Annotated in this window: 22 protein-coding genes; 6 read left to right on the top strand and 16 right to left on the bottom strand. The window is 68.4% G+C overall.

The features are described 5' to 3' along the window. Positions 1-10 precede the first annotated feature (10 nt). The 6 genes from ACF8ME_RS19375 to ACF8ME_RS19350 all read right to left on the bottom strand — a co-directional run bounded on the left by ACF8ME_RS19375 (position 11) and on the right by ACF8ME_RS19350 (position 5,451). Complete coding sequence (locus ACF8ME_RS19375) at positions 11-769, bottom strand: class II aldolase/adducin family protein (protein WP_026062083.1); 759 nt, start codon at positions 767-769, stop codon at positions 11-13. A 31-nt stretch (positions 770-800) separates the two neighbouring features. Beyond that, entirely contained in the window at positions 801-1,334 is a 534-nt protein-coding gene (locus ACF8ME_RS19370; protein ID WP_199960145.1) for a MarR family winged helix-turn-helix transcriptional regulator, read from the bottom strand. Between the two features lie 144 nt (positions 1,335-1,478). Further along, a complete protein-coding gene (locus ACF8ME_RS19365; RefSeq protein ID WP_392417862.1) occupies positions 1,479-2,714 on the bottom strand; it encodes a dienelactone hydrolase family protein in 1,236 nt (411 codons plus the stop codon). Positions 2,715-2,773: 59 nt separating this feature from the next. Continuing rightward, entirely contained in the window at positions 2,774-3,301 is a 528-nt protein-coding gene (locus ACF8ME_RS19360; protein ID WP_074923062.1) for a flavin reductase family protein, read from the bottom strand. Positions 3,302-3,315: 14 nt separating this feature from the next. Next, positions 3,316-4,623, bottom strand: coding sequence for a styrene monooxygenase/indole monooxygenase family protein (locus ACF8ME_RS19355; protein WP_392417860.1), 1,308 nt, complete (start codon positions 4,621-4,623; stop codon positions 3,316-3,318). A 36-nt stretch (positions 4,624-4,659) separates the two neighbouring features. Beyond that, positions 4,660-5,451: an SDR family oxidoreductase gene (locus ACF8ME_RS19350; protein ID WP_280048040.1), complete on the bottom strand. Its 792-nt coding sequence runs from the start codon at positions 5,449-5,451 to the stop codon at positions 4,660-4,662. 192 nt (positions 5,452-5,643) lie between these two features. Between ACF8ME_RS19350 and ACF8ME_RS19345 the strand changes: the two genes are divergently transcribed. Continuing rightward, positions 5,644-6,651 (top strand): AraC family transcriptional regulator, encoded by a 1,008-nt coding sequence (locus ACF8ME_RS19345; RefSeq protein WP_392417858.1) that lies wholly within the window; start codon positions 5,644-5,646, stop codon positions 6,649-6,651. An 18-nt stretch (positions 6,652-6,669) separates the two neighbouring features. Here ACF8ME_RS19345 and ACF8ME_RS19340 read toward each other — a convergent pair whose 3' ends face one another. The 4 genes from ACF8ME_RS19340 to ACF8ME_RS19325 all read right to left on the bottom strand — a co-directional run bounded on the left by ACF8ME_RS19340 (position 6,670) and on the right by ACF8ME_RS19325 (position 9,577). Continuing rightward, positions 6,670-7,440, bottom strand: coding sequence for an SDR family oxidoreductase (locus ACF8ME_RS19340; RefSeq protein WP_013803947.1), 771 nt, complete (start codon positions 7,438-7,440; stop codon positions 6,670-6,672). Between the two features lie 138 nt (positions 7,441-7,578). Further along, positions 7,579-8,382: a 2-oxo-hept-4-ene-1,7-dioate hydratase gene (gene hpaH, locus ACF8ME_RS19335; RefSeq protein WP_026062081.1), complete on the bottom strand. Its 804-nt coding sequence runs from the start codon at positions 8,380-8,382 to the stop codon at positions 7,579-7,581. A 10-nt stretch (positions 8,383-8,392) separates the two neighbouring features. Beyond that, positions 8,393-9,079 carry a flavin reductase family protein gene (locus tag ACF8ME_RS19330; RefSeq protein ID WP_392417856.1) on the bottom strand — a complete coding sequence of 229 codons (687 nt, stop codon included), beginning with the start codon at positions 9,077-9,079 and terminating at the stop codon, positions 8,393-8,395. A gap of 39 nt (positions 9,080-9,118) precedes the next feature. Continuing rightward, positions 9,119-9,577, bottom strand: a complete 459-nt coding sequence (locus ACF8ME_RS19325; RefSeq protein WP_012203712.1) for a VOC family protein — start codon at positions 9,575-9,577, stop codon at positions 9,119-9,121. A 141-nt stretch (positions 9,578-9,718) separates the two neighbouring features. Between ACF8ME_RS19325 and ACF8ME_RS19320 the strand changes: the two genes are divergently transcribed. Next, on the top strand, positions 9,719-10,291 hold the full coding sequence (locus ACF8ME_RS19320; RefSeq protein WP_313284142.1) for a MarR family transcriptional regulator: 573 nt from the start codon (positions 9,719-9,721) through the stop codon (positions 10,289-10,291). A 15-nt stretch (positions 10,292-10,306) separates the two neighbouring features. On the opposite strand, the gene ACF8ME_RS19315 is transcribed toward ACF8ME_RS19320, so the two are convergent. The 4 genes from ACF8ME_RS19315 to ACF8ME_RS19300 all read right to left on the bottom strand — a co-directional run bounded on the left by ACF8ME_RS19315 (position 10,307) and on the right by ACF8ME_RS19300 (position 15,627). After that, positions 10,307-11,644: an MmgE/PrpD family protein gene (locus ACF8ME_RS19315; protein ID WP_047326045.1), complete on the bottom strand. Its 1,338-nt coding sequence runs from the start codon at positions 11,642-11,644 to the stop codon at positions 10,307-10,309. Between the two features lie 73 nt (positions 11,645-11,717). After that, on the bottom strand, positions 11,718-13,820 hold the full coding sequence (locus ACF8ME_RS19310) for an acetate--CoA ligase family protein (protein ID WP_392417855.1): 2,103 nt from the start codon (positions 13,818-13,820) through the stop codon (positions 11,718-11,720). 4 nt (positions 13,821-13,824) lie between these two features. Beyond that, entirely contained in the window at positions 13,825-14,616 is a 792-nt protein-coding gene (locus ACF8ME_RS19305; RefSeq protein WP_392417854.1) for an enoyl-CoA hydratase/isomerase family protein, read from the bottom strand. Positions 14,617-14,649: 33 nt separating this feature from the next. Further along, positions 14,650-15,627 (bottom strand): tripartite tricarboxylate transporter substrate binding protein, encoded by a 978-nt coding sequence (locus ACF8ME_RS19300; protein WP_016453777.1) that lies wholly within the window; start codon positions 15,625-15,627, stop codon positions 14,650-14,652. A 274-nt stretch (positions 15,628-15,901) separates the two neighbouring features. Here ACF8ME_RS19300 and ACF8ME_RS19295 point away from each other — a divergent pair, with 274 nt between their 5' ends. From ACF8ME_RS19295 to ACF8ME_RS19285, 3 genes are all read left to right on the top strand, one after another. After that, positions 15,902-16,690, top strand: coding sequence for an IclR family transcriptional regulator (locus ACF8ME_RS19295; RefSeq protein WP_016453776.1), 789 nt, complete (start codon positions 15,902-15,904; stop codon positions 16,688-16,690). A 115-nt stretch (positions 16,691-16,805) separates the two neighbouring features. Further along, positions 16,806-17,648 carry an alpha/beta fold hydrolase gene (locus ACF8ME_RS19290; RefSeq protein WP_392417852.1) on the top strand — a complete coding sequence of 281 codons (843 nt, stop codon included), beginning with the start codon at positions 16,806-16,808 and terminating at the stop codon, positions 17,646-17,648. A gap of 73 nt (positions 17,649-17,721) precedes the next feature. Next, the gene (locus ACF8ME_RS19285) at positions 17,722-18,714 is read left to right on the top strand and encodes a tripartite tricarboxylate transporter substrate binding protein (protein WP_047217984.1); all 993 of its coding nucleotides are present in this window, start codon (positions 17,722-17,724) and stop codon (positions 18,712-18,714) included. A 29-nt stretch (positions 18,715-18,743) separates the two neighbouring features. On the opposite strand, the gene ACF8ME_RS19280 is transcribed toward ACF8ME_RS19285, so the two are convergent. Continuing rightward, positions 18,744-19,643, bottom strand: coding sequence for a LysR family transcriptional regulator (locus tag ACF8ME_RS19280; protein ID WP_392417850.1), 900 nt, complete (start codon positions 19,641-19,643; stop codon positions 18,744-18,746). A gap of 118 nt (positions 19,644-19,761) precedes the next feature. On the opposite strand from ACF8ME_RS19280, the gene ACF8ME_RS19275 reads away from it, so the two are divergent. Next, the gene (locus ACF8ME_RS19275) at positions 19,762-20,559 is read left to right on the top strand and encodes an SDR family NAD(P)-dependent oxidoreductase (RefSeq protein WP_043791112.1); all 798 of its coding nucleotides are present in this window, start codon (positions 19,762-19,764) and stop codon (positions 20,557-20,559) included. Between the two features lie 94 nt (positions 20,560-20,653). Here ACF8ME_RS19275 and ACF8ME_RS19270 read toward each other — a convergent pair whose 3' ends face one another. Beyond that, complete coding sequence (locus ACF8ME_RS19270; RefSeq protein ID WP_016450160.1) at positions 20,654-22,612, bottom strand: sigma-54-dependent Fis family transcriptional regulator; 1,959 nt, start codon at positions 22,610-22,612, stop codon at positions 20,654-20,656. Positions 22,613-22,770 lie beyond the last annotated feature (158 nt).

The raw sequence follows: 22,770 nt of genomic DNA, 5'->3' as shown, positions 1-22,770 counted from the left end.
AGCTCCGGGTTCAAAGATCGAGATAGCTGCTGTCGCGCCGGTTCACGCGGCGCACCAGATGGTCGAACACATCGCGGGCACCGCCGTGGCTGGCGTTGAAGGTCAGCGAGTCCTCGTTGCAGCGCTGGGCCATGGCGTCGGAGACCATGCGCGGCGCGCCCATGGACAGGGTGGCCATCTGCACGTCGCAGGCGCGCTGCAGCGTCCACAGCACCACGAAGGCCTGGGGCAGGTCGCTGCCCCAGCTGAGCAGGCCATGGTTGCGCAGGATCACTGCCTTGCGGTGGCCGATGCTGGCCAGCAGGCGCGGCCCTTCGTCGGCATGGATGGTGATGCCCTCGAAGTCATGGTAGGCCACCATGCCGTGCAGCTGGGCGCTGTAGAAGTTGCTTTGCGACAGGCCCTGCTCCAGGCAGGCCACGCCCATGCCCGAGGTGGTGTGCGTGTGCATCACGCAGTGCGCGCCCGGCAGTCCGTCGTGGATGGCCGCATGCACCACGAAGCCGGCCGGATTCACCGGATGCCGCGAGCCGTCCAGCACCTCGCCGCGCACATTGATGCGTACCAGGTTGCTGGCCGTGACCTCTTCGTAGTGCAGGCCGAAGGGGTTGATCAGGAACTGCTTTTCCCCGCCCGTCACGCTGTCGGGCAGGCGCACCGTGATGTGGTTGTAGATCAGTTCGTCCCAGCCCAGCATGGCAAAGACGCGGTAGCAGGCGGCCAGTTCGATGCGGGCGGCCCGCTCATCAGGGTGCATGGAGCAATTCATGGTGTGGGTTCTGAGGTGGGTCGTGGGGAAATCAGGCATCCAGCCCCTGGTCCAGAGCCTGGGAGGCACGGCCCAGCTTGTCCAGGATGCGGTCCAGCATGGCGCGCTCATCGGCCGTCAGGGCATTGAGCAGGGCCGCCTGGTAGGGGCGTGCGCGGGACAGCACCTCGTCGAAGAGCGCCTGCCCTGCTTCGCTCAGCTGCAGCAGGTGGCGCCGCGCGTGCTGCGGGTCGGCGCGGCGCAGCACCCAGCCCCGATCGATCAGCGGCTGCAGCGCGCGGCTGATCTGGGCCTTGTCCATCAGGCTCAGGCGCGACAGCGCGCTGGCATGCAGCTCGCCATGGCGCTGGATCTGGCCCATGAGCCGCCACTCGGTCAGCCCCACGGGCGATGCCGGCGCGATGTAGTGGCGCGTCACCTGGGTCTGCAGCGCATTGGACAGCGCGCCCAGGCGGAAGGTGATGAAATCCTCCAGCGCCAGCGTCTGGGGGCAGACCTGCGTGTCCGGTGCAGGGCCGGTGGCGGCATCGGCGGCAGGGATCGTGGATGTGCGTGGGCGGGGCATTGGGCGGAGGGAATCGGGCGGCGATTGCGATGGCCGCATGATCCAACAATGTTGACATATCAACATTGGTGGCAACCCTGAGAGCCCTGGCGGCCTGCAGGCCGCCAGCGGGCGCAGGGTGAAACCCGTGCGCCCGCGCCGCGCTCAACGCTTGAGCAGTTCGTTGGAAGGCAGGGTCTCGTCCAGCAGCTTGCGGGCCGTCTCCACGCCCGCCACGGGCAGCAGCGCCGGGTCCAGCAGGCCCACCTGCACCAGCACGCTGGCCTGGTCCCAGTAGATGTGCTCGTGGTAGAGCTTGTCGCCCCGGAACTTGACCACGGCCAGCAGCGGGATCTCCACGCGCCGCCCCGTGGGCCGCACGCCGGGCAGCATCCACGGGATCTCGGTGGTGTGCGTGAAGCAGAACAGCATCTCGTCCACCACCTGCGAGGCCCCCACCGTGCGTGAAATCGGGGTCAGCGACGTGTCGGGCGGATTGCTGTTGACGAAGTGGTTCGTATAGAAGGCGTGCAGGTTGCTGAAGCCCACGCCGCCGGTCATGGTGGGGATGTGGTTCACATAGGGCTCGGCCACCATGGTGGCCATGGTGTCGTCCACGTTGCGCGTGGCGAACTCGTACTCGCAGTGCTTGTCCCACAGCGCGGCCAGGTCGAAATGCGGGCCGATGGCGGACTTGAGCGTGGCAATGCTGCGTTCGTGCGCCATCAGGGCCGAGGCGCGGTGGAAATGGTCGCCGCCCTTGCGCGCAAAGGCATGGTCCACGCCCGAATAGACATGCACGGCCACGCCGGGACGCCCGCCCAGCGCCTGGACGATGCGCTGGCGCGCCTCGGGCGGGCAGAAGGCGTCGAGCTCGGCCACATGCAGGGTGAGCGGGCAGCGGATGCGCTCGGCCTCGTCCAGCGCCGCCTCGATGCCCACGCCGTAGTAGCCGACCACCGCATCGGCATCGGTGCGGCAGGCGGCCAGGTAGGCCAGCTTGCCGCCCAGGCAAAAGCCCAGCACGCCGGCCTTGCCGTCCGTGACCTCGGGGCGCTGGCGCAAGGCGTTCAGGCAGGCCTGGATATCCTGCACGCCCAGGGCCTCGTCGAATCCCTTGTAGAAGCCGAAGGCGCGCTCCCAGTCCGCCGGCGTGTAGCCCAGCTCCACATCGGGCTGCTGGCGCCAGAACAGGTCGGGCACCAGCACCACGTAGCCTTCTTCGGCGTAGTAGTCGGCCACCTCGCGCATGGTGGCGTTGACGCCGAAGATCTCCTGCGCCAGCACCAGGCCGGGGCCGCTGCCCGAGGCCGGCACGGCCAGGTAGGCGTTGAAGCTGCCGCTGCCGTCCAGCGCGTTGATGCGCACATGGCGGCTGGCCGGGGGTTCTTTCTGCTGCATGGGTCTGTCTCCGTTTCAAAGGGTGGGGAAAGCTGCGGTGCCGCTTTTTTCATGGCCCGTCATACGCATTCGGGGTGCCGCACCGTCACCTGATAGTAGCCCGCGTGAAAGGCCAGGGGCTCGCCGTCGAAGCGTTCGCAGCGCTCGACCTGGCCGATGAAGATGAGGTGGTCGCCGCCATCGTATTGCCGGACGTTGCGGCAGACGAAGCGGGCCAGCACGCCATCGATCAGGGGCACGCCGGCCGGGCCTTCCGCGCAGTCCAGGCCGACGAACTTGTCTTGCTGCGGCGTGGAAAAGCGCCGCGACAGAAGGTGCTGGCCCGCAGCCAGCACGTGGATGGCGAAGTGGCTGGCGCCCTGGAAATCGCAGACGCTGGGCGCCTGGCGCGCCAGGCTCCACAGCACCAGCGGCGGGTCCAGCGAGACCGAGGAGAACGAGTTGGCCGTCATGCCCACGCGCCGCCCGTCCGGCGCGCGCGTGGTGATGACGGTCACGCCCGTGGTGAACTGGCCGAAGGCCTTGCGCAGCTCGCGCGGATCGAAGGAGCAGGCCGTGGCGGGGGCCGGGGTTTCGCATGTGCTCATGGCGGCCTCTGCGGCTAGGCGGGGACGGCTGCCATGGCGGCGATGGCCGCGCAGCTGTCGATGTAGTGGTCTGCCTCGCCCGCGTCCGCGAACCAGGGGAAGAAGGTGCGCGGGTCGTCGAAGCCGTTGGCAAAGGCGCTGGCCAGCGGTGCCAGCGTGCCCGCGCTGGCCAGCAGCTTGAGCACATGGGGCGGCGGTGGCGCCAGCAGCATGTTGGTCCACTGCGTGACCCATTGCGCATAGCCGAACCAGTAGCGGTCGAAGGTCTGCTGCATCCAGGCGGCGTCGAAGGCGCCATTTCCGTCACGATTTCCGTCGCCATGGCCGTCGCCATTGCCGCGCGCCAGGATGCTGCGCAGATAGGTGTCGGCGCACTTGGCCGCGTTGTTGGAGCCCTGGCCCGTGATGGGGTCGTTGAGCACCACCACGTCGCCCATGCCCAGCACCTTGCGCCCCGACGGCAGCGTGGCCACGGGCTTGCGCACCGTGGGGGCGAAGCGGCCCGCGAGGATGCCGTTGTCATCGGTCAGCGCAATGTCGCGGCAGCGCTCGGCCTCCCAGGGCACGAAGGTGTCGAGGATCCAGCGGCTGCGCTCCAGGTGCTGCTCCGGTGTCTTCACATCGCCCCAGCAGTCCATGGGGCCGCCGGGCACGCCCTCGAACACCATGATCTCGCAGGGGCCCGTGGTCGTCAGCGCCGGGAACACGAAATACTCGCCCACGCCCGGCAGCAGGTTGAAGGACACGGCGGAGAACGGATCGCGCGGCTTCATGCCCGTCACATAGGTCAGTGCCAGCGCGCGCTGGGGCTGGTCGAAGCGCGAGCGATGGGCATCGCGCTCGAACAGCCTCGATATCTCGCCCTTGCCGCTGGCGACCAGGGTCAGGTCATGGCTGCGCGTGCATTCCTCCAGTTCGGCGATGCCCGCGTCCTTGAGCACCAGCTCGCCGCCCTGGCGGCGGAAGTCGTCCATCCATGCGGGGATCTTCAGGCGCTGGTCCACGGACTGCGCGCCCGCGTTCAACCGCGCGGCCCAGTCGATGGCCTTGTCGGCCGATTTCCCGCCGTGCTGCGCCGGATGCGGCACGCACAGGCCGATGCCCTCGACCACCGGGCATTCGCGCGACCAGTGGTCCAGGCCCAGGCCGCGCTCTATCTGCAGCGCGCTGTCGAACATGCACTGGCTGGACATGACCCGGCCCTGGGCGATGTCCTGCGCCGTGCGGTTGCTCAGTATCGTGACCTGATGGCCCGCGGCCAGCAGGCCCAGGCCCAGTTGCAGGCCCGACTGGCCGGCTCCGACGATGGCGATTTTCTTCATGGCTGTCTCCTTGCGGCTCCGTGTCCGTACTGCGTGCTAGTCCATCAATTGGGGAATGGCGGCCACGGCCCGCTCGGGCCCCATGGCGCCGTAGCCGCCGTCCACCGCGTAGTCGGCGCCGGTCACGAAGCTGGCATGGTCCGAGCACAGGAACAGCACCACCTGCGCCACCTCGTACGGATCGCCCACGCGGCCCAGCAGGTGAAAGGGCGCGGCCACGCGGTCGGTCTTGGCGCGGTCGCCGCCACTGAGCCGGTCCATCACCGCCGACCAGGTCCAGCCCGGGCAGACGCTGTTGACGCGGATGCCATCGGCCGCCAGGTCCATGGCCATGCTGCGCGTGAGCTGCTTCATGGCCGCCTTGCTGGCCGGGTAGAGCCAGCGACCCGTCTGCGCCGCTTCCGAAGAGATGCTGGTGAAATTCACCACGGCCCCGCCACCGGCGGCCACCATGTGCGGGTGCACGGCCTGCAGCATGGCCACGGCGCTGGCCACGTTCACGTTGAACGAGGCCAGCCAGTCCGCGCGCGGCGACTGCAGGCCTTCGTCTACATACGAGCAGGCCAGGTTGACCAGGATGTGCACGCCGCCGTGCCGGCTGCATGCCTGCTGCACGCAGGCGGCGACCTGCGCGTCGTCGGTGATGTCGGTGCGCACGAAAAGCGCGCCCTCACCCAGCGCATCGGCCAGCACCTGGCCGTTGTCGGCATCAATGTCGGCAATGACCACCTTCACGCCGGCCGCGTGCAGCGCACGCACCACGCCGGCGCCTATCAGGGTGGAGCCGCCGGTGACGATGGCGCTTTTGCCTTCGAGTCCATTGAACATGACGCTTGTTCTCCCGTGTGGATGCCAGGCCGGGCTGGCCTGTGCAGCACACGTTACGGGGGGCCGGGCCGCGCAGGCATCCGGCAAGCGCAGGCACTGTCCCTGGCGCGCAGAAATTGGCTCCCGGGGAATGGTCCGAATTGTGGGAGCGGGTGGTTTTTGCTACGTTCTGCGCAGCCTATGGAACACGCCATGCACACACCGCTGCCGCTGCAGCGCTACCGGCTTTTCGAGAGCCACGACATGGACGAGGCCCGCGAAAGCGTGGCGCGCGTCTTCTGTCCGCATGGCCTGGGCATGCTGCGCCCGCGCGCCGAGCTGGATGCCTGCCACCACAGCGCGCCGCTTTCCCGCAACGTCAGCCTGAACTATGTGCAATACGGCCCCGGCGTGCACATCGAGCCCGGCTACCTGCGGGACTTCTTCCTGCTGCAGATTCCCCTGCGCGGCAGTGCCGAGATCCGCTGCGGCGCGCAGCAGGTGGATGCCACGCCGCGCCTGGCCTCCCTGCCCTCGCCGACCGAGCCGCTGTCCATGCGCTGGGCCGACGACAGCCCGCACCTGATCGTGCGCATGGCCCGCCCGGCCCTGGTGGCGCGGCTGGAGGCGCTGCTGCAGGCGCCCGCAGGCCGGCCCCTGGTGTTCGATCTGGGCGTGCCGCTGGACCAGCCGGCGCTGGCACCGCTGGTGCATTTCATCGACTGCCTGCGGCACACGCTGGATGCGGGCAACGCCCTGCAGGCCACGCAGGCGCTGGCCCGGCATGCGGAGGAATACCTGCTGACCAGCCTGCTGATGTCGGCCACGCACAGCCACAGCCGCGCACTGGCCGGGGACAGCCGGCGCAGCCTGCTGCCGCGCGGCGTGCGCAAGGCCCAGGAGTACATGCAGGCCCATGCCGACCAGCCCCTGTCGCTGGCCGATGTCTGCCGCGAGGCCGGCTGCAGCGCGCGCACGCTGCAGGCCGCCTTCCGCCAGCACGCGGGCATGGGGCCCATGGATTTCCTGCGCCAGCTGCGGCTGGACCGCGTGCGCGCCGAACTCCAGGCAGCCAAGGGCCCGGGCGCCGCAGCCGGCTCAGGCGTGCGCGATGTGGCGCAGAAATACGGCTTCCTGCACCTGGGCCACTTCGCGGCCCAGTACCGCAGCCGCTTCGGCGAGCTCCCGTCCGAGACGGCGAGCCGCCGCGTGCAGGTCTGAGAGCCTGCCGTTGCCGGTTCAGCCCCGGCCCACGAAGGGCATCTTGGTGGCCATCACCGTGTGGAACAGCACATTGGCCTCCAGCGGCAGGCTGGCCATGTAGAGCACGGACTGGCCCACCACATCCGCGTCGATCAGCGGCTCCACCGCGATCTCGCCATTGGCCTGGGGCACGCCCTTGGCCATGCGCGATGCCAGCTCGGTCATGGCATTGCCGATGTCGATCTGGCCCACGGCGATGTCGTAGGCACGGCCGTCCAGCGCAGCGGTCTTGGTCAGGCCCATGACGGCATGCTTGGTGGCCGTGTAGGCACTGGAATTGGGGCGCGGCGCATGCGCGGAGATGGAGCCGTTGTTGATGATGCGGCCGCCGCGCGGCGACTGGTCGCGCATGGTGCGAAACGCCTGCTGCAGGCAATAGAACATGCCGTTGAGGTTGACATCAACCACCTCGCGCCACTGCTCGGGCGTCCAGTCCAGGAAGGAGCCGGGCGGATTGCCCCGGCCCGCGTTGTTGAACAGCAGGTCCACGCGCCCGAAGCGCTGCACCGTGCGCGCGAACAGCTGCTCCACGGCAGCCGGGTCGCTGACATCGGTGGCAATGCCCAGCATGCGCTCGCCTGCGCCGTACTTTGCCTGGGCCTCGGCGCAGGTCTCATCCAGCGGCGCCTGGCGGCGGCCCGCCACCACCACCTGGTAGCCCGCGCCCGCCAGGGCCAGCGCCACGGCCTTGCCCACGCCGGTTCCTCCGCCCGTGACCACGGCCGTCTTTGCGTTCTTCATCTCCATTGCTTGTCCATCCTGTAGTGCATGTGTTGCAGCCGCCGCCCGCGCACCGGTGGCGGGCGGCGCCGCTGCATTGTCGGCGACGCGCCGGGCCTGCGGACTGTGCCGCAGGCGACACCATCGCCACACTGCGGACGAAGCTCAGGCAAAGCGCCAGGCAATGGAGCCCAGCGGCCCGTAGTCCACATGGAAGCTGTCACCGGCCTGGGCCGTGACGGGCCGCGTGAACGAGCCGGCCAGCACCACCTGGCCTGCGTCCAGCTGCTCATCCCATTGCGCGAGCCGGTTGGCCAGCCAGGCCACGCCCGTGGCCGGATGGTTGAGCACGGCGGCCGCCACGCCGGACTCCTCGATCACGCCGTTGCGCTGCAGCAGCGCCGACACCCAGCGCAGGTCCACCGCGTCGGGGCGCACGGGCCGCCCGCCCATGACGATGCCGGCATTGGCCGCGTTGTCGGCGATGGTGTCGCGCACCGTGCGCATGGCCTGGGTATCGCGGTCCTTTTGCTCGATGCGGGCGTCGATGATTTCAACAGCGGGCACCACCCAGTCGGTGGCGGCCAGCACATCGCACAGGGTGACGCCCGGCCCCTTGAGCGTGCGGCCCAGCACGAAGGCCAGCTCCACCTCCACGCGCGGAGCGATGAAGCGCGCAAAGGGAATGTCGCCGCCGGGCTCGAAGAACATGTCGTCCAGCAGGGTGCCGTAGTCGGGCTCGGTGATCTGCACGGCCTGCTGCATGGCACGCGAGGTCAGGCCGATCTTGTGGCCCCTGACCGTGCGGCCCTCGGCGCGCTTGAGCCGCATCCAGGCGCGCGAGATGGCGTAGCCGTCCTGCACCGTCATGTCCGGATGGCGGCGGGAAAAGTGCCGGACCTGCACCCGGCTTTTTTCGCTGGCGTGCAGCTCGGCCGCCAGGCTGTCTATGGTGTGTTGCGCAAGCATGGGCGGCCCTTCAGCGCGCGGCGGGGCCATCGTCGGCCCAGGCCAGGTAGCCGTCGGACACGCCCTGGCGCTGCATGGCATCCCACTGCGCCACCGAAGGCGTGGGCATCTGGAAGGCATCGCCCACGCGGCCATACCAGCCGGGGTTCTGCAGCCGCGCGATCAGCTCCATGGGCGCGGGGTCGAAGTACATGCGCTCGCCATCGACCACGGCCGCATCCATGACATGGGCGGCCAGCACGTCGGCCAGCACCAGGCTGCGCACGCCGTCGATATCGATGATCTGGCGCACGCGGCACTCGAAGGACGCAGGGCTGTCCACGATGCGCGGCGCCTTCACCCGCCGTGCATCGCCCAGGACCAGACCGGCCTGGGCCGACTCGTCCACCTGCGCGCCGAACTCTATGGCCGTCACCGCCATGCGGCGCGCCAGCGGCTCGGACACCAGGTTCACCACGAACTCGCCCGTGGCCGCGATGTTGCGCGCCGTGTCCTTGAGCACGCCCTGGCGCGAGCCGATGCACACGCACAGCAGCGGCGGATCGCCCGACATGGCGTTGAAGAAGGAAAACGGCGCGACGTTGACCGTGCCGTCCCCGTCCACCGAGCTGATCCAGGCGATGGGACGGGGCAGAACCAGGGAGTGCAGGATGTTGCTGCGCTGCTCGCTGTTGAGCGATTGCATTTCAAAGTACATGGGAATCCGGAGGGGAAGGGAAAAAGGGAGGGCGTCGCGTCACTCGTTGCCGGCGCGCGCCGCGTCCTGCTCGGCCTGGGCGATGCCCGGGGCGCGCGCATTGGACTGGTGCAGTTCCACCAGGTTGCCGGCCGGGTCGCGCAGGAACAGCTGCTTGAGGCTGGGCGATGCCACGTTGTCCAGCGTGAAGTAATCGACGCCGCGCGCCTGCAGCTCCTGCTCGGCGCCGAGGATGTCGTCCACGGCCAGCGCGATGTGGTTGGACACGGGGTCCTTGCCCGGGCCCTGCGCATAGCGCGACGGCCCCTCGCTGCCGAGGATGTGCAACTGGCTGCCGTTGGGCAGGTTGATCCAGGAGCCGTAGATGCCGGGGATCTTCCAGCGCGCGGCGTCCTGGGGCAGGTTCAGCACTTCGCGGTAGAAGTCGAGCATGGCGTCGGCCTGGGCGTGGTTGACGCCGAATCCGACATGGTGGAGTTCCAGAACTTTGATGGGCATGGGATGTCCTTGCAGATTTGTGTGCCGCCAAATAATACGTTTAACGTACTATACACAAAGCGTAATATATGAAAGCCGTAAAATCAACCGCCCTTTCTTCTCCCGGCTTCAACCCGCCTTCACCCGCTTCCATCCACTCCCATGAGTCCGCGCAAGACCGCTGCCGCACCGGCCCCCGATTCCACCCCCCTCGCCAACGCCCCCGAAGCGCTGCGCCCGCACCTGGCCCTGATGGCCGAGACCGCGCAGCCCGGCACCGACACGCCGGCCGCCGGCCTGGGCCTGCTGCTGCTGTGGCTGGCCGACGATGTGGAGCAGCGCGCCAACGCATCGCTGCAGGCGTTCGGCCTGTCCGAGAGCAAGCTCGACGTGCTGATGATCTTCGGCCTGGCCGAGCGCGGGCTGCTGGGCGACACGGTGGTCACGCCCTCCTATATCGCCAGCTACGTCGGCGTGACGCGCTCGTCGGTGACGGGCCTGCTGGACTGGCTGGAAAAGCGCTCGCTGCTGGCGCGCAGCCTCAGCCAGGAAGACCGCCGCAGCTTCGACCTGGCGCTCACCGACCAGGGCCGCGAGGTGCTGGCCCGCGCGCTGCCGGCCTTCTGGCGCATGTGCGAGTCGCTGGTCGACTACCTGGACGAGGGCGAGCGTGCCAGCCTGCAGTCCATCCTCTTCAAGGCCTGGACGAGGATGAAGGCCCAGCACAGCGCCTGAACGCCTGCCGCCTTGTCAGACCGCAAGACCCCGCAGGCAGCTCGCCCGCTCAAGCCCCCAGATGTTTGACAGCAGCTGCCGGGCACGTCCCGCGCCGGCGACGGGAGCGGCAAGCTCCATGAACTTGTCCTCCAGCTCCCCATCCGACAACGGCAGTTCGGGATCGCCCTTGCGATCGGGCTGCAACCAGACATGGCGGCGTCCATCCCTGGCAACGATTTCCAGGCGCGCCGATCTCTTTCCCGGGAAGGCCCTATCGATTTGCGGGTCCACCGAGACCTGGACGCGCTCGAGCATCGCGCGCACGGCGGGATCGGCCAGGCGCTCGGGGGTGTAAGCGGACATTCGCACGCTGCCATGGACCAAGGCCGTCGCCACCACGAACCGGAGACTGAAGCGCGCTTCGTTTTCGGTCACGGGATCGGTGTAGCAGGCGATATCCAGGGCCGGGCCATAGGTGGCCACGGCCACGCTGCAGATGTCGTCCGCCCGCAGGGCATGCTGGCTGCGCAGAGCCAGCGCGGCGTCGATGGCCGCAAAGGTATGGCCGCAGCCGACATGGTTCTTGAAGGTGAGCCGGGTGATGTGGAAGTCCCTGCCCAGCGTGTCCCCGATGCCTGACCAGTCCGGTCCGTCGCTGACAGCGCGGCCCAGGCCCGACTCCCCCTCCAGCACATCCAGCGATCCCGTCACCCCCCTGTGCGCGAGTTGCGCAGCCAGCAGGCCGGCCTCCGCTGCGCGCCCGGCATGCAGGGGCTTGGACATCGAATCCATGCGAAATGCCTGCTGCAGACCCGCAGAGAAGGTGGCCGCCGTGGCCAGTGCATGGGCGAATGGCCCTGCATCCAGCCGCAGCGCATACCCTGCGGCCGCCGCTGCCCCGAAGACGCCCACGGTGCCGGTGTTGTGCCAGAAGCGGTAGTGGGCCCGGCCCAGGGTCACTCCGATGCGGGTGGAGACCTCATAGCCCAGCACCACGGCACGCAGGAATTCCAGGCCACTGGCCCCTGCCTGCTGGCTTGCCGCCAACGCCGCTGCAATGGTTGCGGCCCCGGGGTGGTACATGGCATCGCGGAAGCTGTCGTCCACCTCGGCGGCATGGGCCGCCGAGCCGTTGAAAAGTGCCGCCGCCCGCGCCGTGGCCATGCGGCCGTTTCCAAGCCGGCAGGACCCACGGTCCAGATCCTCGGCAAGCACCTGTTCCAACTGTGCAAGAGGCGCGCAGCCCAGGCCCGGGAACAGGGAGGCATACCAGTCGATCACGGCCCGCTTGGCGTGGTGGATGACGGTGTCGGGAAGCTCGGTGCGTTGGTATCGAGAGGCAAATTGTCCGAACACTTCGGTCGCATGCATGCGTGGTCTCCTGGATGAACACTGGCCGGGGCAGTCTCACTTTTTTTGGCACAAATGTGCAGTGGCCGGCCCCTCAGGCCAGAACCAGCACACCATCCGCAGCGCACACGCCCTGGCCCTGCGGCAGCACGAACACCGGGTTGATCTCCGCCTCGATCACGCGGTCGCCCAGTTGGGCGGCCATCGCAGAGAACGCGACGATGGCATCGGCCAGGGCATCGACATCCGCCTTGGGGCGGCCGCGAAAGCCGTCCAGCAGCGGCCAGGTCTTGAGCTCCCTGGCCATGTCCAGCGCTTCTGAGCGGCTCAGCACACCCAGTTGTGTCCCATCGTCCGGCAGCAGGCGCAGCGTGGTGTCCTGGAACAATTCGGCCGCAACGCCCCCCATGCCCAGCATCACGGCGGTGCCCAGCGCATCCTTGTGCAGGCCCAGGATCAGCTCGGTGCCGCCGGCCACCATCTGCTGCACCAGGAACCGGTCCGGGCGCACGCCCGCCCTGGCCTGCACGTCGGCCACCATCGCACCCAACCGGGCACCTATGGTCTGCGTCGTCAGGCCGACGGCGACACCGCCCACATCGCTCTTGTGCGTGATCCGGGACGAAAGGATCTTGAGCACCACCCGGCCGCCCAGTTCGCGCGCGGCGGCTTCGGCCTCTTCGGCGGTGCGCACCACACGCTCGGCCGCGCACGGCACGCCGAAACGGCGGAAAACGGCCTTGGCCTGCGCTTCATCGAGGCAGCCGACGGGCAGGTCCAGTTCCTGCTGGGTGTCCTTGCCGACGACCAGCTCGGAAGGCGCACCCTGGAAGCCGTTGACTCGCAGCATGCCCGCCAGCGCGGCCGTGCAGCTTTCCGCCGCAGCGAAGGCCGGCACGCCGCGTTGCGTGAGCAGCGCGCCGATTTCCGGCGCATGCGGGCTGACGTAGGCCAGCACCGGCTTGTCGGAGTGGGGCAGGCAGTCCTGGATGGCACCGGCCAGCAGCTCGGGCATGGCCAGGCTGGAGGAGCCGACGATGATCACCAGCGCGTCGTAGCTGGGGCTTGCCAGCAAGGCATTGATGGCGCCGCGCAGCAGGTCGGGACGCAGGCCCGCCAGGGTCACGTCGATGGGGTTGCGGTCCAGCACGGCCTCGCTGCCGGTCTGCAGCGCGCGCAGTGCGTCGGCGGTCGCCTGGTCAGGGGCCGGCGTGTCGAATCCGGCCACGCCCAGATCGTCCGACACCAGGGTGCCCGCACCGCCGGTGGACGTCAGGATGGCGATGCGCCTGCCGCGCAGCCTGCGGCCCGTGGCCAGCGCAGCGGGCACGTCCAGCAGGTCCGCAAAGCTTTGCGCACGGATCACGCCGACCTGCCGGAACAGCGCGTCGTACATGCGATCCGCACCGGCCATGGCGCCCGTGTGCGATACGGCGGCCTTGGCGCCGGCCTCGGAGCGGCCGATCTTGAAGGCCACCACGGGCTTGCCGGCACGCGCGGCCTTCAGGCAGGCGGCACGGAACCTGGCGGGATGGCGCACCGTCTCCACATACAGCGCGATCACCTTGGTGGCCGGGTCATCGGCCAGGTGGTCTATGAAGTCGGCCAGTTCCAGATCCACTTCGTTGCTGGTGGAGATGAGCTTGGACAGGCCGATGCCACGCGCGGCGGCACGCGACAGCAGCGAACCCAGGATGCCGCCGCTTTGCGAGACGACGCCGATGCCGCCCGCGGGGAACTCGTCCATCTCCAGCGCCCCAGAAGGCGACAGCACGATCCGGTCGGTCAGGTTGACCAGCCCGATGGTGTTGGGCCCCAGCAGGCGCATGCTGCCGGCCGCCTCGATCAGCTGCCGCTGGCGGTGCGCCCCGTCCTCGCCCGTTTCCGTATAGCCGCTGGCCAGCACGATGGCTGCCGCGCAGCCCAGCGCCGACAGTTCCCTGACGGCCAGGTGCGCACGCTCGGCGCCCAGCAGCACCACGGCCACATCGGGCACTTCAGGCAACGAGGCCACATCGGGATAGCAGGCCAGATCGCCGATGCGCTCCACGCGCGGATTGACGGGAAGAATGCGGCCGGCAAACCCGTGCTTTTGCAGGTAGGCCACCGGGCGGCCCGTGGTTTTCTTCAGGTCGGCAGAGGCGCCTATGACGGCGACACTGCGCGGCGACAGCAGCTTGGCAATGGCTTCGCTCATGGCATCATTCCTTGCCGGCCGTCTTGGCCAGGAAGGCCTCCACCGATGCGCGGTGTTCACTGCTGGTGTAGCAGATGCCCTGGGCCTGGCTTCCCTGTGCGAAGACATCGTGCGAAGACAGCTCGAAGCTCTGGTTCAGGATGGTCTTGGTCAATGCCAGCGCGGTGGAAGAAGCCGAGGACAGCTCGCGCGCCCAGGCCTGGGCCTCTGCCACCAAGGTCTCGGCGATGGCCTGGCGGTCCACGATGCCCAGGGCCAGGGCTTCCGGCAGCTTGACCTGGCGGCCCGTGAAGATCAGCTCCTTGGCCTTGGCCAGGCCCACGCGGCGCGGCAGGAAGTACATGCCGCCGCCGTCGGGGATGATGCCGCGCAGCACATAGCTCCACGCGAAGCTGGCCCATTCGCTGGCGATGACGAAATCACAGGCCAGCGCCGTGTCCGCGCCCAGGCCCGACGCTGCGCCGTTGACGGCGGCGATCACGGGCTTGGGCATGGTGTGCAACAGGGCCTGGACGTGGTGCACGCGCTGCTGGCGCTGCCAGCCGTTGAAGCCCACCTCGCCCGCAGGCGCGTTCATGCGCCTTTGCATTCCGGCAATGTCCCCGCCTGCGCAAAAGCCCTTGCCCGCGCCTGTCAGCACCAGGGCCTTGATGGCCTTGTCTGCCGCCACGCGCTCCAGGGCATCGATGAACTCGGTGCGCATGTCATCGCTCATGGCGTTGCGCTTGTCAGGGCGGTTCAGGGTCACGGTCGCCACCGCATCGGCGACATTCAGTTGGATCAGTTCGTAGTTCATGGCGTGCTCTCAAGGTGATCGCGGGCAATGCGATCAATCGGGATGGATGTTGTTTTGCCTGACGATCTGGGCCCAGCGCTTTTCCTCGGCCTGCACATAGGTGTCCAGTTCCGCCGCCGGCCCGGCATTGACCACCAGGCCTTCGTGTTCCAGCTTGCGAACAAAGTCCGGCGAACGGGCCGCCTTGCGGGCCGCAGTGTTCAGGCGCTCGATCACGGCAGCGGGCGTGGCGGCCGGCACGTACAGGCCGTACCAGCTCTCGACGCGGTAGCCCGGGACGGTGACGGCGATGGGCGGCGCATCCTTGAAGGCCGCAGACGGCTCGGCCGTGGTCACACCCAGCACGCGCAGCTTGCCGTTGTCGATGAAGGTGGAGACCGCCGCCGCGGTGGCAAACATCATGTCCACCTGGCCACCCATCAGATCGGTGAGTGCCGGGCCTGCGCCACGGTAGGGCACATGGGTGATCCTGACCTTGGCCAGGTTGGCAAACAGCTCACCCGCCAGATGCGCCGACGTTCCTGCGCCCTGCGAGGCATAGGTCAGCTTGTCGGGACTGGCCTTGGCGGCGGCCATCACGTCCGCCACCGTCTTGTACGGGCTGGCGGCGGGCACCACCAGCACGTTGGGGCCGCGGCCGATCAGGATCACCGGCGCGAAGGCCTTGTTGCTCCCGTACGGCAGCTTGGCCTGCAGCGCCGGATTGACGGCGTGCGCGAAGGAAGCCACGACCACGGAGTAGCCGTCCGGCGCGCTCTTGGCAACGTTGTCGGTGCCGATGATCGTGCCGGCACCGGGCTTGTTGTCCACGATGACGGGCTGGCCCAGGTCCTTGGCCATCTCGGCCCCCAGCGTGCGTGCGATCAGGTCGGTTCCGCCACCGGGCGCGAAGGGCACGACGAGGCGCACGGGCTTTTCCGGGAAAGCTGCAAAGACTGCGTTGCAGGCAGTCGCGAGCACGGCAATGAGCGCAATGGCCCTGGCGCAACGGCGGGCGGCGAAACGAAGCATGGTGTGTCTCCTGGTTCTATGGGCAGAGGTCCGTTCCATGCGCAAGCGTTGCGATGACGCTGGCGACGGATTGGTGAAAGCTTAGGGAAACGCGCCGCAGTTGTGATCCCCCATGTTCTAACCAGTGAAACCGCACAGCGAGCGCACCAGGACTTGCGTTTTCATCTGCCATCCTTTCGGTGGAATACTCCACGCCATCAGGCGCCTGCGCCTGTGCAGCAAGAACCAGGCTTTCAACCGAGGATGAACCGGTCCTCCCGCAGGCGGCAGCAACATGACCCACAGGCGATCCCCCATACTCCATGACAAGCCCGGTCAGTCCCCGAGCAACCGCTCCCTGGAAAGAGGCATCGAAATACTCCGTGCGTTCAGGCCCGGGTCGGAACTGCTGGGCAACGGCGACCTGGTGGAACGCACCGGACTGTCCAAGGCCACCGTGAGCCGGCTGACGCAGACCCTGGTGGGCTGCGGCATGCTGCAGGCCGATCACCAAAGCCGCGCCTTTCGCCTGGCTCCCGCTGTCCTGAGCCTGGCACACGCCATGCGTACCGGATCGACGGTGCTGTCGATGGCGGCCCCCCTGATGCGCACCCTCGCCGAGACACGCAGGATCAACGTGGGCCTGGCCTGTCCCGACAGGGACGAGATGGTCTATCTGGAATCGATCCGCTACAACCGCCGGATTGTGCTCAGGCATGTGGTGTCGGGTCAGCGCGTGCCCATGGAGCTGACGTCGCTGGGCCGTGCCTACCTTGCCGTGGCGCCGCCTGCCAGGCGCAAGGCACTGTTCGACAGCTTCAGGCTCAAGAGAGGCGCCCAATGGCGCGACCTGGAAAAACAGATCCAGGCGGCCATCAGGTCCGTGAAAAGCCAAGGCTTCTGCGCTGCATCGTGGCAGCCGGAAGTGGTTGCACTGGCCACGCCGCTGGTGACACCCGATGCCATCTATGTCCTGAACTGCAGCGTGTCCACGACGGAGCCTGTGCCAGCCATCGTGCAGGAGCTGCACCCGGCGTTGCTGCAGCTGGGCCGCCAGATTCAGAGCCTGCTGGAGAAACGGTGAGGTTTGCCCGCCGTTCCGCGCACCTGCGGGCGGCCCGCTTTGCATAGGGAAAAAACATAGCTGATATAGGCTGCATTGCCTTATCGCAATGGCGCCCGAAACCCAGACTGGCGGCATGACAAACACCCATCTGGAGACAACCGGCGTCACTCGCCGGCTCGTGCGCTACCGCCCGCAGGCTGCGAAGGACGAGATTCAAATCGAGTATGCGGACCAGGGCGCAGGGCCGGTCGTCTGCATGCTGCCATCGCTGGCCCGTTCCGGCCGGGACTACGACGTCGTTGCCCGCCATCTGCAGGCGCAAGGGCTGCGGGTACTGCGCCCCGAGCCTCGGGGCATAGGCCAAAGCCGTGGCCCCATGCAGGGGCTGACGCTGCACGACTTCGCAGCCGACGTCGCCGCCGTCATCGACCACGAAGCCACCGGCCCTGTCGTGGTCGTGGGTCATGCCTGGGGCAGCCAGCCGGCGCGCATGCTGGCGGCCGACAGGCCGGACCTGGTGCGCGGCGTCGTCATGGCCGCCGCCTCGGCAGGCAAGCTGCCGCCGGGATCGGACGAAAAGCCGTACGGCCGCCTGCGGGACGCAATCGATGGCGCGGGCGATGCACGGCTGTCCAGGGAGCAGCGCCTGGACTGCCTGCGCCGCGCCTTCTTTGCCCCGGGACATGACCCCAGCGCCTGGCTGGACGGGTGGAACGCCCAGGCCCATGAAGCGCAAGGCCATGCACGGCGCGTCACGCCCGTCGATGACTACTTCAGCGCAGGAACGACCGTTCCCATACTGGACCTTCGGGCCGAGCATGACGCGGTCGTGACCCCCCATGTGATGAAGTCCTGCCTGGGCGAGCGGGTGACGGAACAGGTGATTGCCGACGCGGGCCACGCCCTGGCGCCCGAGCAGCCCCTTGCCATGGCAGACGCCATTGCGGCATTCACGCGCCGCGTGTACGCCGCCTAGGCCAGCCCTTGCCCGCAAGACACCCGCCCCCTTCGGGGATGCGCCGGACAGAAACAGTGCTCAGGAGACAAAGATGACCATCCACACGCCCGCAGCCGCCATCAGGAAAGCCTGGAAGATCGCCATGACCTGTGCTGCCTGGGCTACCTGCACCCTGGTGTGCGCGCAAGACTATCCGGGCAAGCCGATCCGCATGGTGATTCCGTACACGCCGGGTGGCTCGATCGACACCGTGGGCCGCCTGGTGGCCGACCAACTGCAAAGGCAGCTGGGCCAGGCCATCGTGATCGAGAACGTTCCGGGGGCTTCCGGCCTGTTGGGAACCCTGCAGGTCAAGAAGGCCAAGCCTGACGGATACACGCTCATCTTCAATGCCTCCAGCCATGCCTACCTGCCGCTGGTCAGTTCCAAGAAAACCTATGACGCCGAGCGTGACTTCACGCCCGTGGGGCAAATCGGGTACGTGCCGCTGATCGTGGCGGTCACCAACGAGTTGCCCGTCAGGACCGTGGCAGAGTTCGTGCAACTGGCCAGGGCCCATCCAGGCAAGTACACCTGGGCGACTTCCGGCCTGGGTACCACCAGCCACCTGAGCGAAGAGATGCTGAACCGGGCCCTTGGCCTGCAGATGGACATCGTCGCCTACAAGGGTGCCGTTCCCCAATTGACGGACGTGATCGGCGGCCATGTCTCCGCGGCCATCTCGCCCATGCCGGGTGTCATGCCCTTCGTGCAGGCCGGCCGTCTGCGGCCCCTTGCCGTCACCAGCAAGACCCGCGTCCCGTCGCTGCCCGATGTGCCGACGCTGGCGGAGGGCACCATTGCCGGGTTCGAGCTCCTGTCCTGGTACGGAATCTGGGGCCCGGCCGGCCTGCCCGCAGACATCACCCACAGGTTGAACACCGAAATTTCAAAGGCCGTGGAGGCGCCGTCGCTGAAATCCAGGTTCGCCGAACTGTCCTTTGTCCCCGCGAAGTCCAGTCCTGCGCAGTTTCGGAAATTGATCGCTGACGACCTGAACAAGATCGGCAAGGCCGTCAGGGAAGCGGGCATCCGCATCGACTGACCTGCCGCTTCCGATCCGGGAGGCATGCCCTACACGGCGCGGGCGCCCTTGCGAAAGTCAAGCTCGCGCAGCAACTTGGCGGTTTCCGCGATCAGCCGGTTCGCGGGACGCGCCCTGGGCATGGCCAGCACGAGCTGGTTGCGTATGGCCGGCGGGCCGATGGGCGCAGACTGTATGCCAGTGCGGGCACCGGCCAGATTCAACGCACTGTCCGGAAGAATGGAGCAAGCCAGTCCCTCCTCCACCACGGACAGCGCCGTGTGCACGGCCCCCACCTCGGCCACCACGTTCAGCCGAATCTTGCGCGGCAGCAGGACGGCGTCAACGAGGCTGCGTATCGGGTTATGGGTGCCCGGCAGCACCAGCGGAAAGTCCGCCAGGGCCGAAAGGCCGATGCGCGACGGCAACCGGTAGCCCTTGGGAGCCACCAGCAGCATGGACTCGCGCATCAGGGGTTCGTAGGACAGCAGGGGCGTCGGAGCGGGGTCGAACATCAGACCCAGGTCGATGCGGCCCGCAATCATTCCCTCACGCAAGGACAGGCTCAGCCCATCCACCACCGAAAGCAGTGCATGCGGCAGCCGGCGCCGGAACTCCCGTATCAGCGGCACGGCCAGGCTTGCCGCCACCCGGTGGGGCAGGCCCACGACCACGCTGCCGACGGGCTCGGCATGCATTTCCTTGAGATCGGACAGCGCCTGGCTGGCCGAGTTGAGCATCGTGCGTGCATGCGACAGCAGTGTCTCCCCGGCCGCGGTTGCTGCCACGCCGCGCCCTGTCCTGTCCAGCAGCCGCTGCCCCAGCTCCTCTTCCAGCAGTGCGATCTGGCGGCTCACGCTCGGCTGCGCCAAATTCAGCGCCACGGCCGCGCGGCTGATGCTGCCGTGCTCCACCACGGCGACGAAGTACTCCAGTTGGCGCAGATCCATAGGTATTCAACATAGCTGGTATAGGCGCCATCCAGTTTAACTTTGCCGGCATCGATCGCAAACTGGCCTGCATCGCCGCTTGCCACAGCGGCTCCACCGTGTCACATGAGGAAAGCCAATGAGCAGGTTCAAGTCCAAGATAGCCATCGTTACGGGGGCCGGATGCGTGGCAGCAGGCTGGGGCAACGGCAGGGCCATGGCCGTGCGCCTGGCGGAGGAAGGCGCGAAGGTGCTGGCGGTGGACCGTGACCAGGCGCGGCTTGACGAAACGCTGTCCCTGGCCGGCGAGGCGGCAGCGTCCATCACGACCTGCATCTGCGATGTCACCGACTCGTCCAGCGTCAAGGCCATGGTCCAGGCCTGCCTGCAGGCCTGGGGCGTCCCGGACATCCTGATCAACAACGTGGGCGGCTCCGCAGCCGGCGGCCCCATTCAGCTGAGCGAGCAGGACTGGGACAGCCAGATCGACATCAACCTCAAGAGCGTCTTTCTGACCTGCAAGCATGTGCTCCCGCACATGGTCGAACGCGGCAGCGGCGCCATCGTCAACGTGGCGTCCACCTCGGGCCTGCGCTGGACCGGCAGCGCGCAGGTCGCCTATGCGGCCAGCAAGGCCGGCGTGATCCACCTGTCCCGCGTGGTGGCCGTGCAGCATGCGCCTGACGGCATTCGCGTGAACACGGTGGTGCCGGGCCAGCTGCACACCCCCATGGTGCAAGCGCGGCTGGCCAGGCAGCGCACAGGCGGCGATGTGGAGACGCTGCTGGCCTCGCGGGTCAGGCGCATCCCGCTGGGCTTCATGGGCGATGGCCGCGATACCGCCAGTGCCGCCCTGTACCTGGCCAGCGACGAGGCCCGCTTCGTGACGGGAACCGAGCTTGTCGTGGACGGCGGCATGACCGCCCGCTGCGACTGAACTTGCACTGCGACTGACCTGCGCGGCGACCGACGGGCCGATCGCCGCGGCCAGCCGCCATGGACATCGCATGGGCCCTGGGGCGAAGGCCGTGCTATGTCCCGCGCCAATGGGCATGCCGCACGCCCAGCTGCAGCTGCTGGATGCGCCGGTGGATGGTGGAGCGGCTGACGCCGAGCTGGCGCGCCGCCTCGGAGACATTGCCCTGGCATTGCGCAAGCAGCTGTTCCAGCGCCTGTGCGGCGGGCTCGCCGGCATTGCCAGCCAAGGCGGTGCGCGCTGGTGCGCGGTGCAGCGCATCGTGCAGGTGGTCAGGCAGGTGGTCGGGCTCGATGGTGCCGTCGCCATCGTGGCCGCACAGGGCTGCGGCGTAGCGCAGCGCGTTGTGCAGCTCGCGCAGGTTGCCGGGCCAGGCGTGCGCGGCCAGCACGGCGCGGGCTGCGTCGCCCAGGTGCAGGTGGCTGCCCAGGGTGGCCAGCATCTGGTCGGCAATGGTCTGCAGGTCGCTGCGCTGGCGCAGCGCAGGCAGGCGAAGCTCGGCCGCGTTGAGGCGGTACAGCAGGTCTTCCCGGAAGCTGCCACGCCGCACCAGCTCGGCCAGCGGCTGGTGCGAGGCCGAGATGAAGCGCACCGCCACCGCCCGTGGCGCGCGCGCGCCCAAGGGAGTGATTTCGGATTCGGACAGCACCCGCAGCAGCTTGGCCTGCAGGGCCAGGGGCATGTCGCCGATCTCGTCAAGGAACAGCGTGCCCTCGTGTGCCGCAGCAATCAGCCCTTCGCGGCCCTTGCTGGCGCCGCCGGTCCAGGTGCCGGGCAGGTAGCCGAACAGCTCGCTCTCCAGCAGTGCCTCGGGAATGGCTGCGCAGTTGATGGCAATGAAGGCGCCGCTGCGGCCGCTGGATGCATGCAGCGCGCGGGCCAGGTATTCCTTGCCCGCGCCGGTCTCTCCCTGCACCAGCACGGGCAGCTCTTGCGGTGCGAGCCGCGCGGCCTTGCGCAGCAGCGTCTGCAGTGCGGCATCACCCGTGTCCAGCGCCTGCAGCGCAGCAGGCAGCGGGGGCTGCGCCGGCCTTGCCTGCGCTTGCAGGCGGCGTGTCCGGCGCTGCGGCTCCATGGCATGGGCGAAGAGGATGCTGCCGTCGCGGGCGCGGATGATGCGCTCCTGCGCCGGGCGATTGCGGCGCAGCTCGGACAGGTGGCGCAGGTCCACGTCGAAGAAACGCTCCAGCGGCTGGCCGATGAGGCTCTTGCGCTGGCGCCAGTCCAGTTGCGCGGCCGCTGCCAACAGCCGCGCGCCCGCGTGGGTCATGGCGCGGATGCGGCCACGTGCATCGACGCTGATGGAGGCGTCGGGATCGACGTCGAGGAAATCGGGCGACTGGGCCAGGCGCACCACCCAGTCCTGGCCGGACTGCGCCATCAGGTTGGCCTGCTCCACCCGCCGCGCCGCGGCCATGACGAGGTTGAGCGCCAGGTTCTGGCTGGCCCGCTCGGCAGGTGAGCGCAGCAGCGACAGGTCCAGCACCGCCGCGAGTTCGCCGCGCATGTCGTAGATGGGCGCGGCCGTGCAGGACAGGCCGGTGTGGGTGAAGTCGAAATGGTCGCTCTGGTGCACCGTCAGCGCCTCGCCCGTCTCAAGGCAGGCACCCACGGCCGAGGTGCCCGAGTGGTCCTCGCGCCATTGCGCGCCCAGATACAGGCCCGCGCGGCGCAGGTCGCCCTTGTCGGCCTCATGCCCCAGAAAGTCCACGGCCACGCCATGCCGGTCCGCCAGCAGCAGCACGTAGTCCAGTCCCTTGAGCTGCTGGTACAGCCGCTCCAGCGCATGGCGGGCGATGTGGATCAGCGGCTCGGACTCCTCGCGGTGCGCGCGCAGCTGGCCTTCGGTGACGATGTGGGCTTCGCTGGTATGCGCCGGGTCGAGCCGGTGGGAGTCGATGCAGCGGCGCCAGCTGCGCAGCACGGCGCGGTCGCGCTCCTGCCCGCGGTGGGAGTAGCCCAGGCCGAAGGCTTCGATTTCCTGGATGTGCGAGGCGTAGGACTGCAGGGGCATGGCGTGGAGTCGATGCGGGCTTTGAACGTGCCGCAGACGATTCTGTGCCCTGTGCGGCGCAGCGCCAATCAAGACTTACCCACTGCCCCTGCTGCGCTGCAGCACGCCTGGTGCGACAGGTGTCGCAGGGCTGCCCCACCTGTCGCGGGCGGCAACGC

Source organism: Delftia sp. WSY_7, from assembly GCF_043104845.1.
GTDB classification, from domain to species: domain Bacteria; phylum Pseudomonadota; class Gammaproteobacteria; order Burkholderiales; family Burkholderiaceae_C; genus Comamonas; species Comamonas tsuruhatensis.
The sequence above is the reverse complement of the archived record's forward strand: the minus strand, read 5'-3'. Positions and strand labels throughout refer to the sequence as shown.

What these genes read in the sequence shown, in the direction of transcription:
- ACF8ME_RS19375 (WP_026062083.1), bottom strand. Translation starts at nt 769, where the DNA reads ATGAATTGCTCCATGCACCCTGATGAGCGGGCCGCCCGCATCGAACTG.
- ACF8ME_RS19370 (WP_199960145.1), bottom strand. Translation starts at nt 1,334, where the DNA reads ATGCCCCGCCCACGCACATCCACGATCCCTGCCGCCGATGCCGCCACC.
- ACF8ME_RS19365 (WP_392417862.1), bottom strand. Translation starts at nt 2,714, where the DNA reads ATGCAGCAGAAAGAACCCCCGGCCAGCCGCCATGTGCGCATCAACGCG.
- ACF8ME_RS19360 (WP_074923062.1), bottom strand. Translation starts at nt 3,301, where the DNA reads ATGAGCACATGCGAAACCCCGGCCCCCGCCACGGCCTGCTCCTTCGAT.
- ACF8ME_RS19355 (WP_392417860.1), bottom strand. Translation starts at nt 4,623, where the DNA reads ATGAAGAAAATCGCCATCGTCGGAGCCGGCCAGTCGGGCCTGCAACTG.
- ACF8ME_RS19350 (WP_280048040.1), bottom strand. Translation starts at nt 5,451, where the DNA reads ATGTTCAATGGACTCGAAGGCAAAAGCGCCATCGTCACCGGCGGCTCC.
- ACF8ME_RS19345 (WP_392417858.1), top strand. Translation starts at nt 5,644, where the DNA reads ATGCACACACCGCTGCCGCTGCAGCGCTACCGGCTTTTCGAGAGCCAC.
- ACF8ME_RS19340 (WP_013803947.1), bottom strand. Translation starts at nt 7,440, where the DNA reads ATGGAGATGAAGAACGCAAAGACGGCCGTGGTCACGGGCGGAGGAACC.
- hpaH (WP_026062081.1), bottom strand. Translation starts at nt 8,382, where the DNA reads ATGCTTGCGCAACACACCATAGACAGCCTGGCGGCCGAGCTGCACGCC.
- ACF8ME_RS19330 (WP_392417856.1), bottom strand. Translation starts at nt 9,079, where the DNA reads ATGTACTTTGAAATGCAATCGCTCAACAGCGAGCAGCGCAGCAACATC.
- ACF8ME_RS19325 (WP_012203712.1), bottom strand. Translation starts at nt 9,577, where the DNA reads ATGCCCATCAAAGTTCTGGAACTCCACCATGTCGGATTCGGCGTCAAC.
- ACF8ME_RS19320 (WP_313284142.1), top strand. Translation starts at nt 9,719, where the DNA reads ATGAGTCCGCGCAAGACCGCTGCCGCACCGGCCCCCGATTCCACCCCC.
- ACF8ME_RS19315 (WP_047326045.1), bottom strand. Translation starts at nt 11,644, where the DNA reads ATGCATGCGACCGAAGTGTTCGGACAATTTGCCTCTCGATACCAACGC.
- ACF8ME_RS19310 (WP_392417855.1), bottom strand. Translation starts at nt 13,820, where the DNA reads ATGAGCGAAGCCATTGCCAAGCTGCTGTCGCCGCGCAGTGTCGCCGTC.
- ACF8ME_RS19305 (WP_392417854.1), bottom strand. Translation starts at nt 14,616, where the DNA reads ATGAACTACGAACTGATCCAACTGAATGTCGCCGATGCGGTGGCGACC.
- ACF8ME_RS19300 (WP_016453777.1), bottom strand. Translation starts at nt 15,627, where the DNA reads ATGCTTCGTTTCGCCGCCCGCCGTTGCGCCAGGGCCATTGCGCTCATT.
- ACF8ME_RS19295 (WP_016453776.1), top strand. Translation starts at nt 15,902, where the DNA reads ATGACCCACAGGCGATCCCCCATACTCCATGACAAGCCCGGTCAGTCC.
- ACF8ME_RS19290 (WP_392417852.1), top strand. Translation starts at nt 16,806, where the DNA reads ATGACAAACACCCATCTGGAGACAACCGGCGTCACTCGCCGGCTCGTG.
- ACF8ME_RS19285 (WP_047217984.1), top strand. Translation starts at nt 17,722, where the DNA reads ATGACCATCCACACGCCCGCAGCCGCCATCAGGAAAGCCTGGAAGATC.
- ACF8ME_RS19280 (WP_392417850.1), bottom strand. Translation starts at nt 19,643, where the DNA reads ATGGATCTGCGCCAACTGGAGTACTTCGTCGCCGTGGTGGAGCACGGC.
- ACF8ME_RS19275 (WP_043791112.1), top strand. Translation starts at nt 19,762, where the DNA reads ATGAGCAGGTTCAAGTCCAAGATAGCCATCGTTACGGGGGCCGGATGC.
- ACF8ME_RS19270 (WP_016450160.1), bottom strand. Translation starts at nt 22,612, where the DNA reads ATGCCCCTGCAGTCCTACGCCTCGCACATCCAGGAAATCGAAGCCTTC.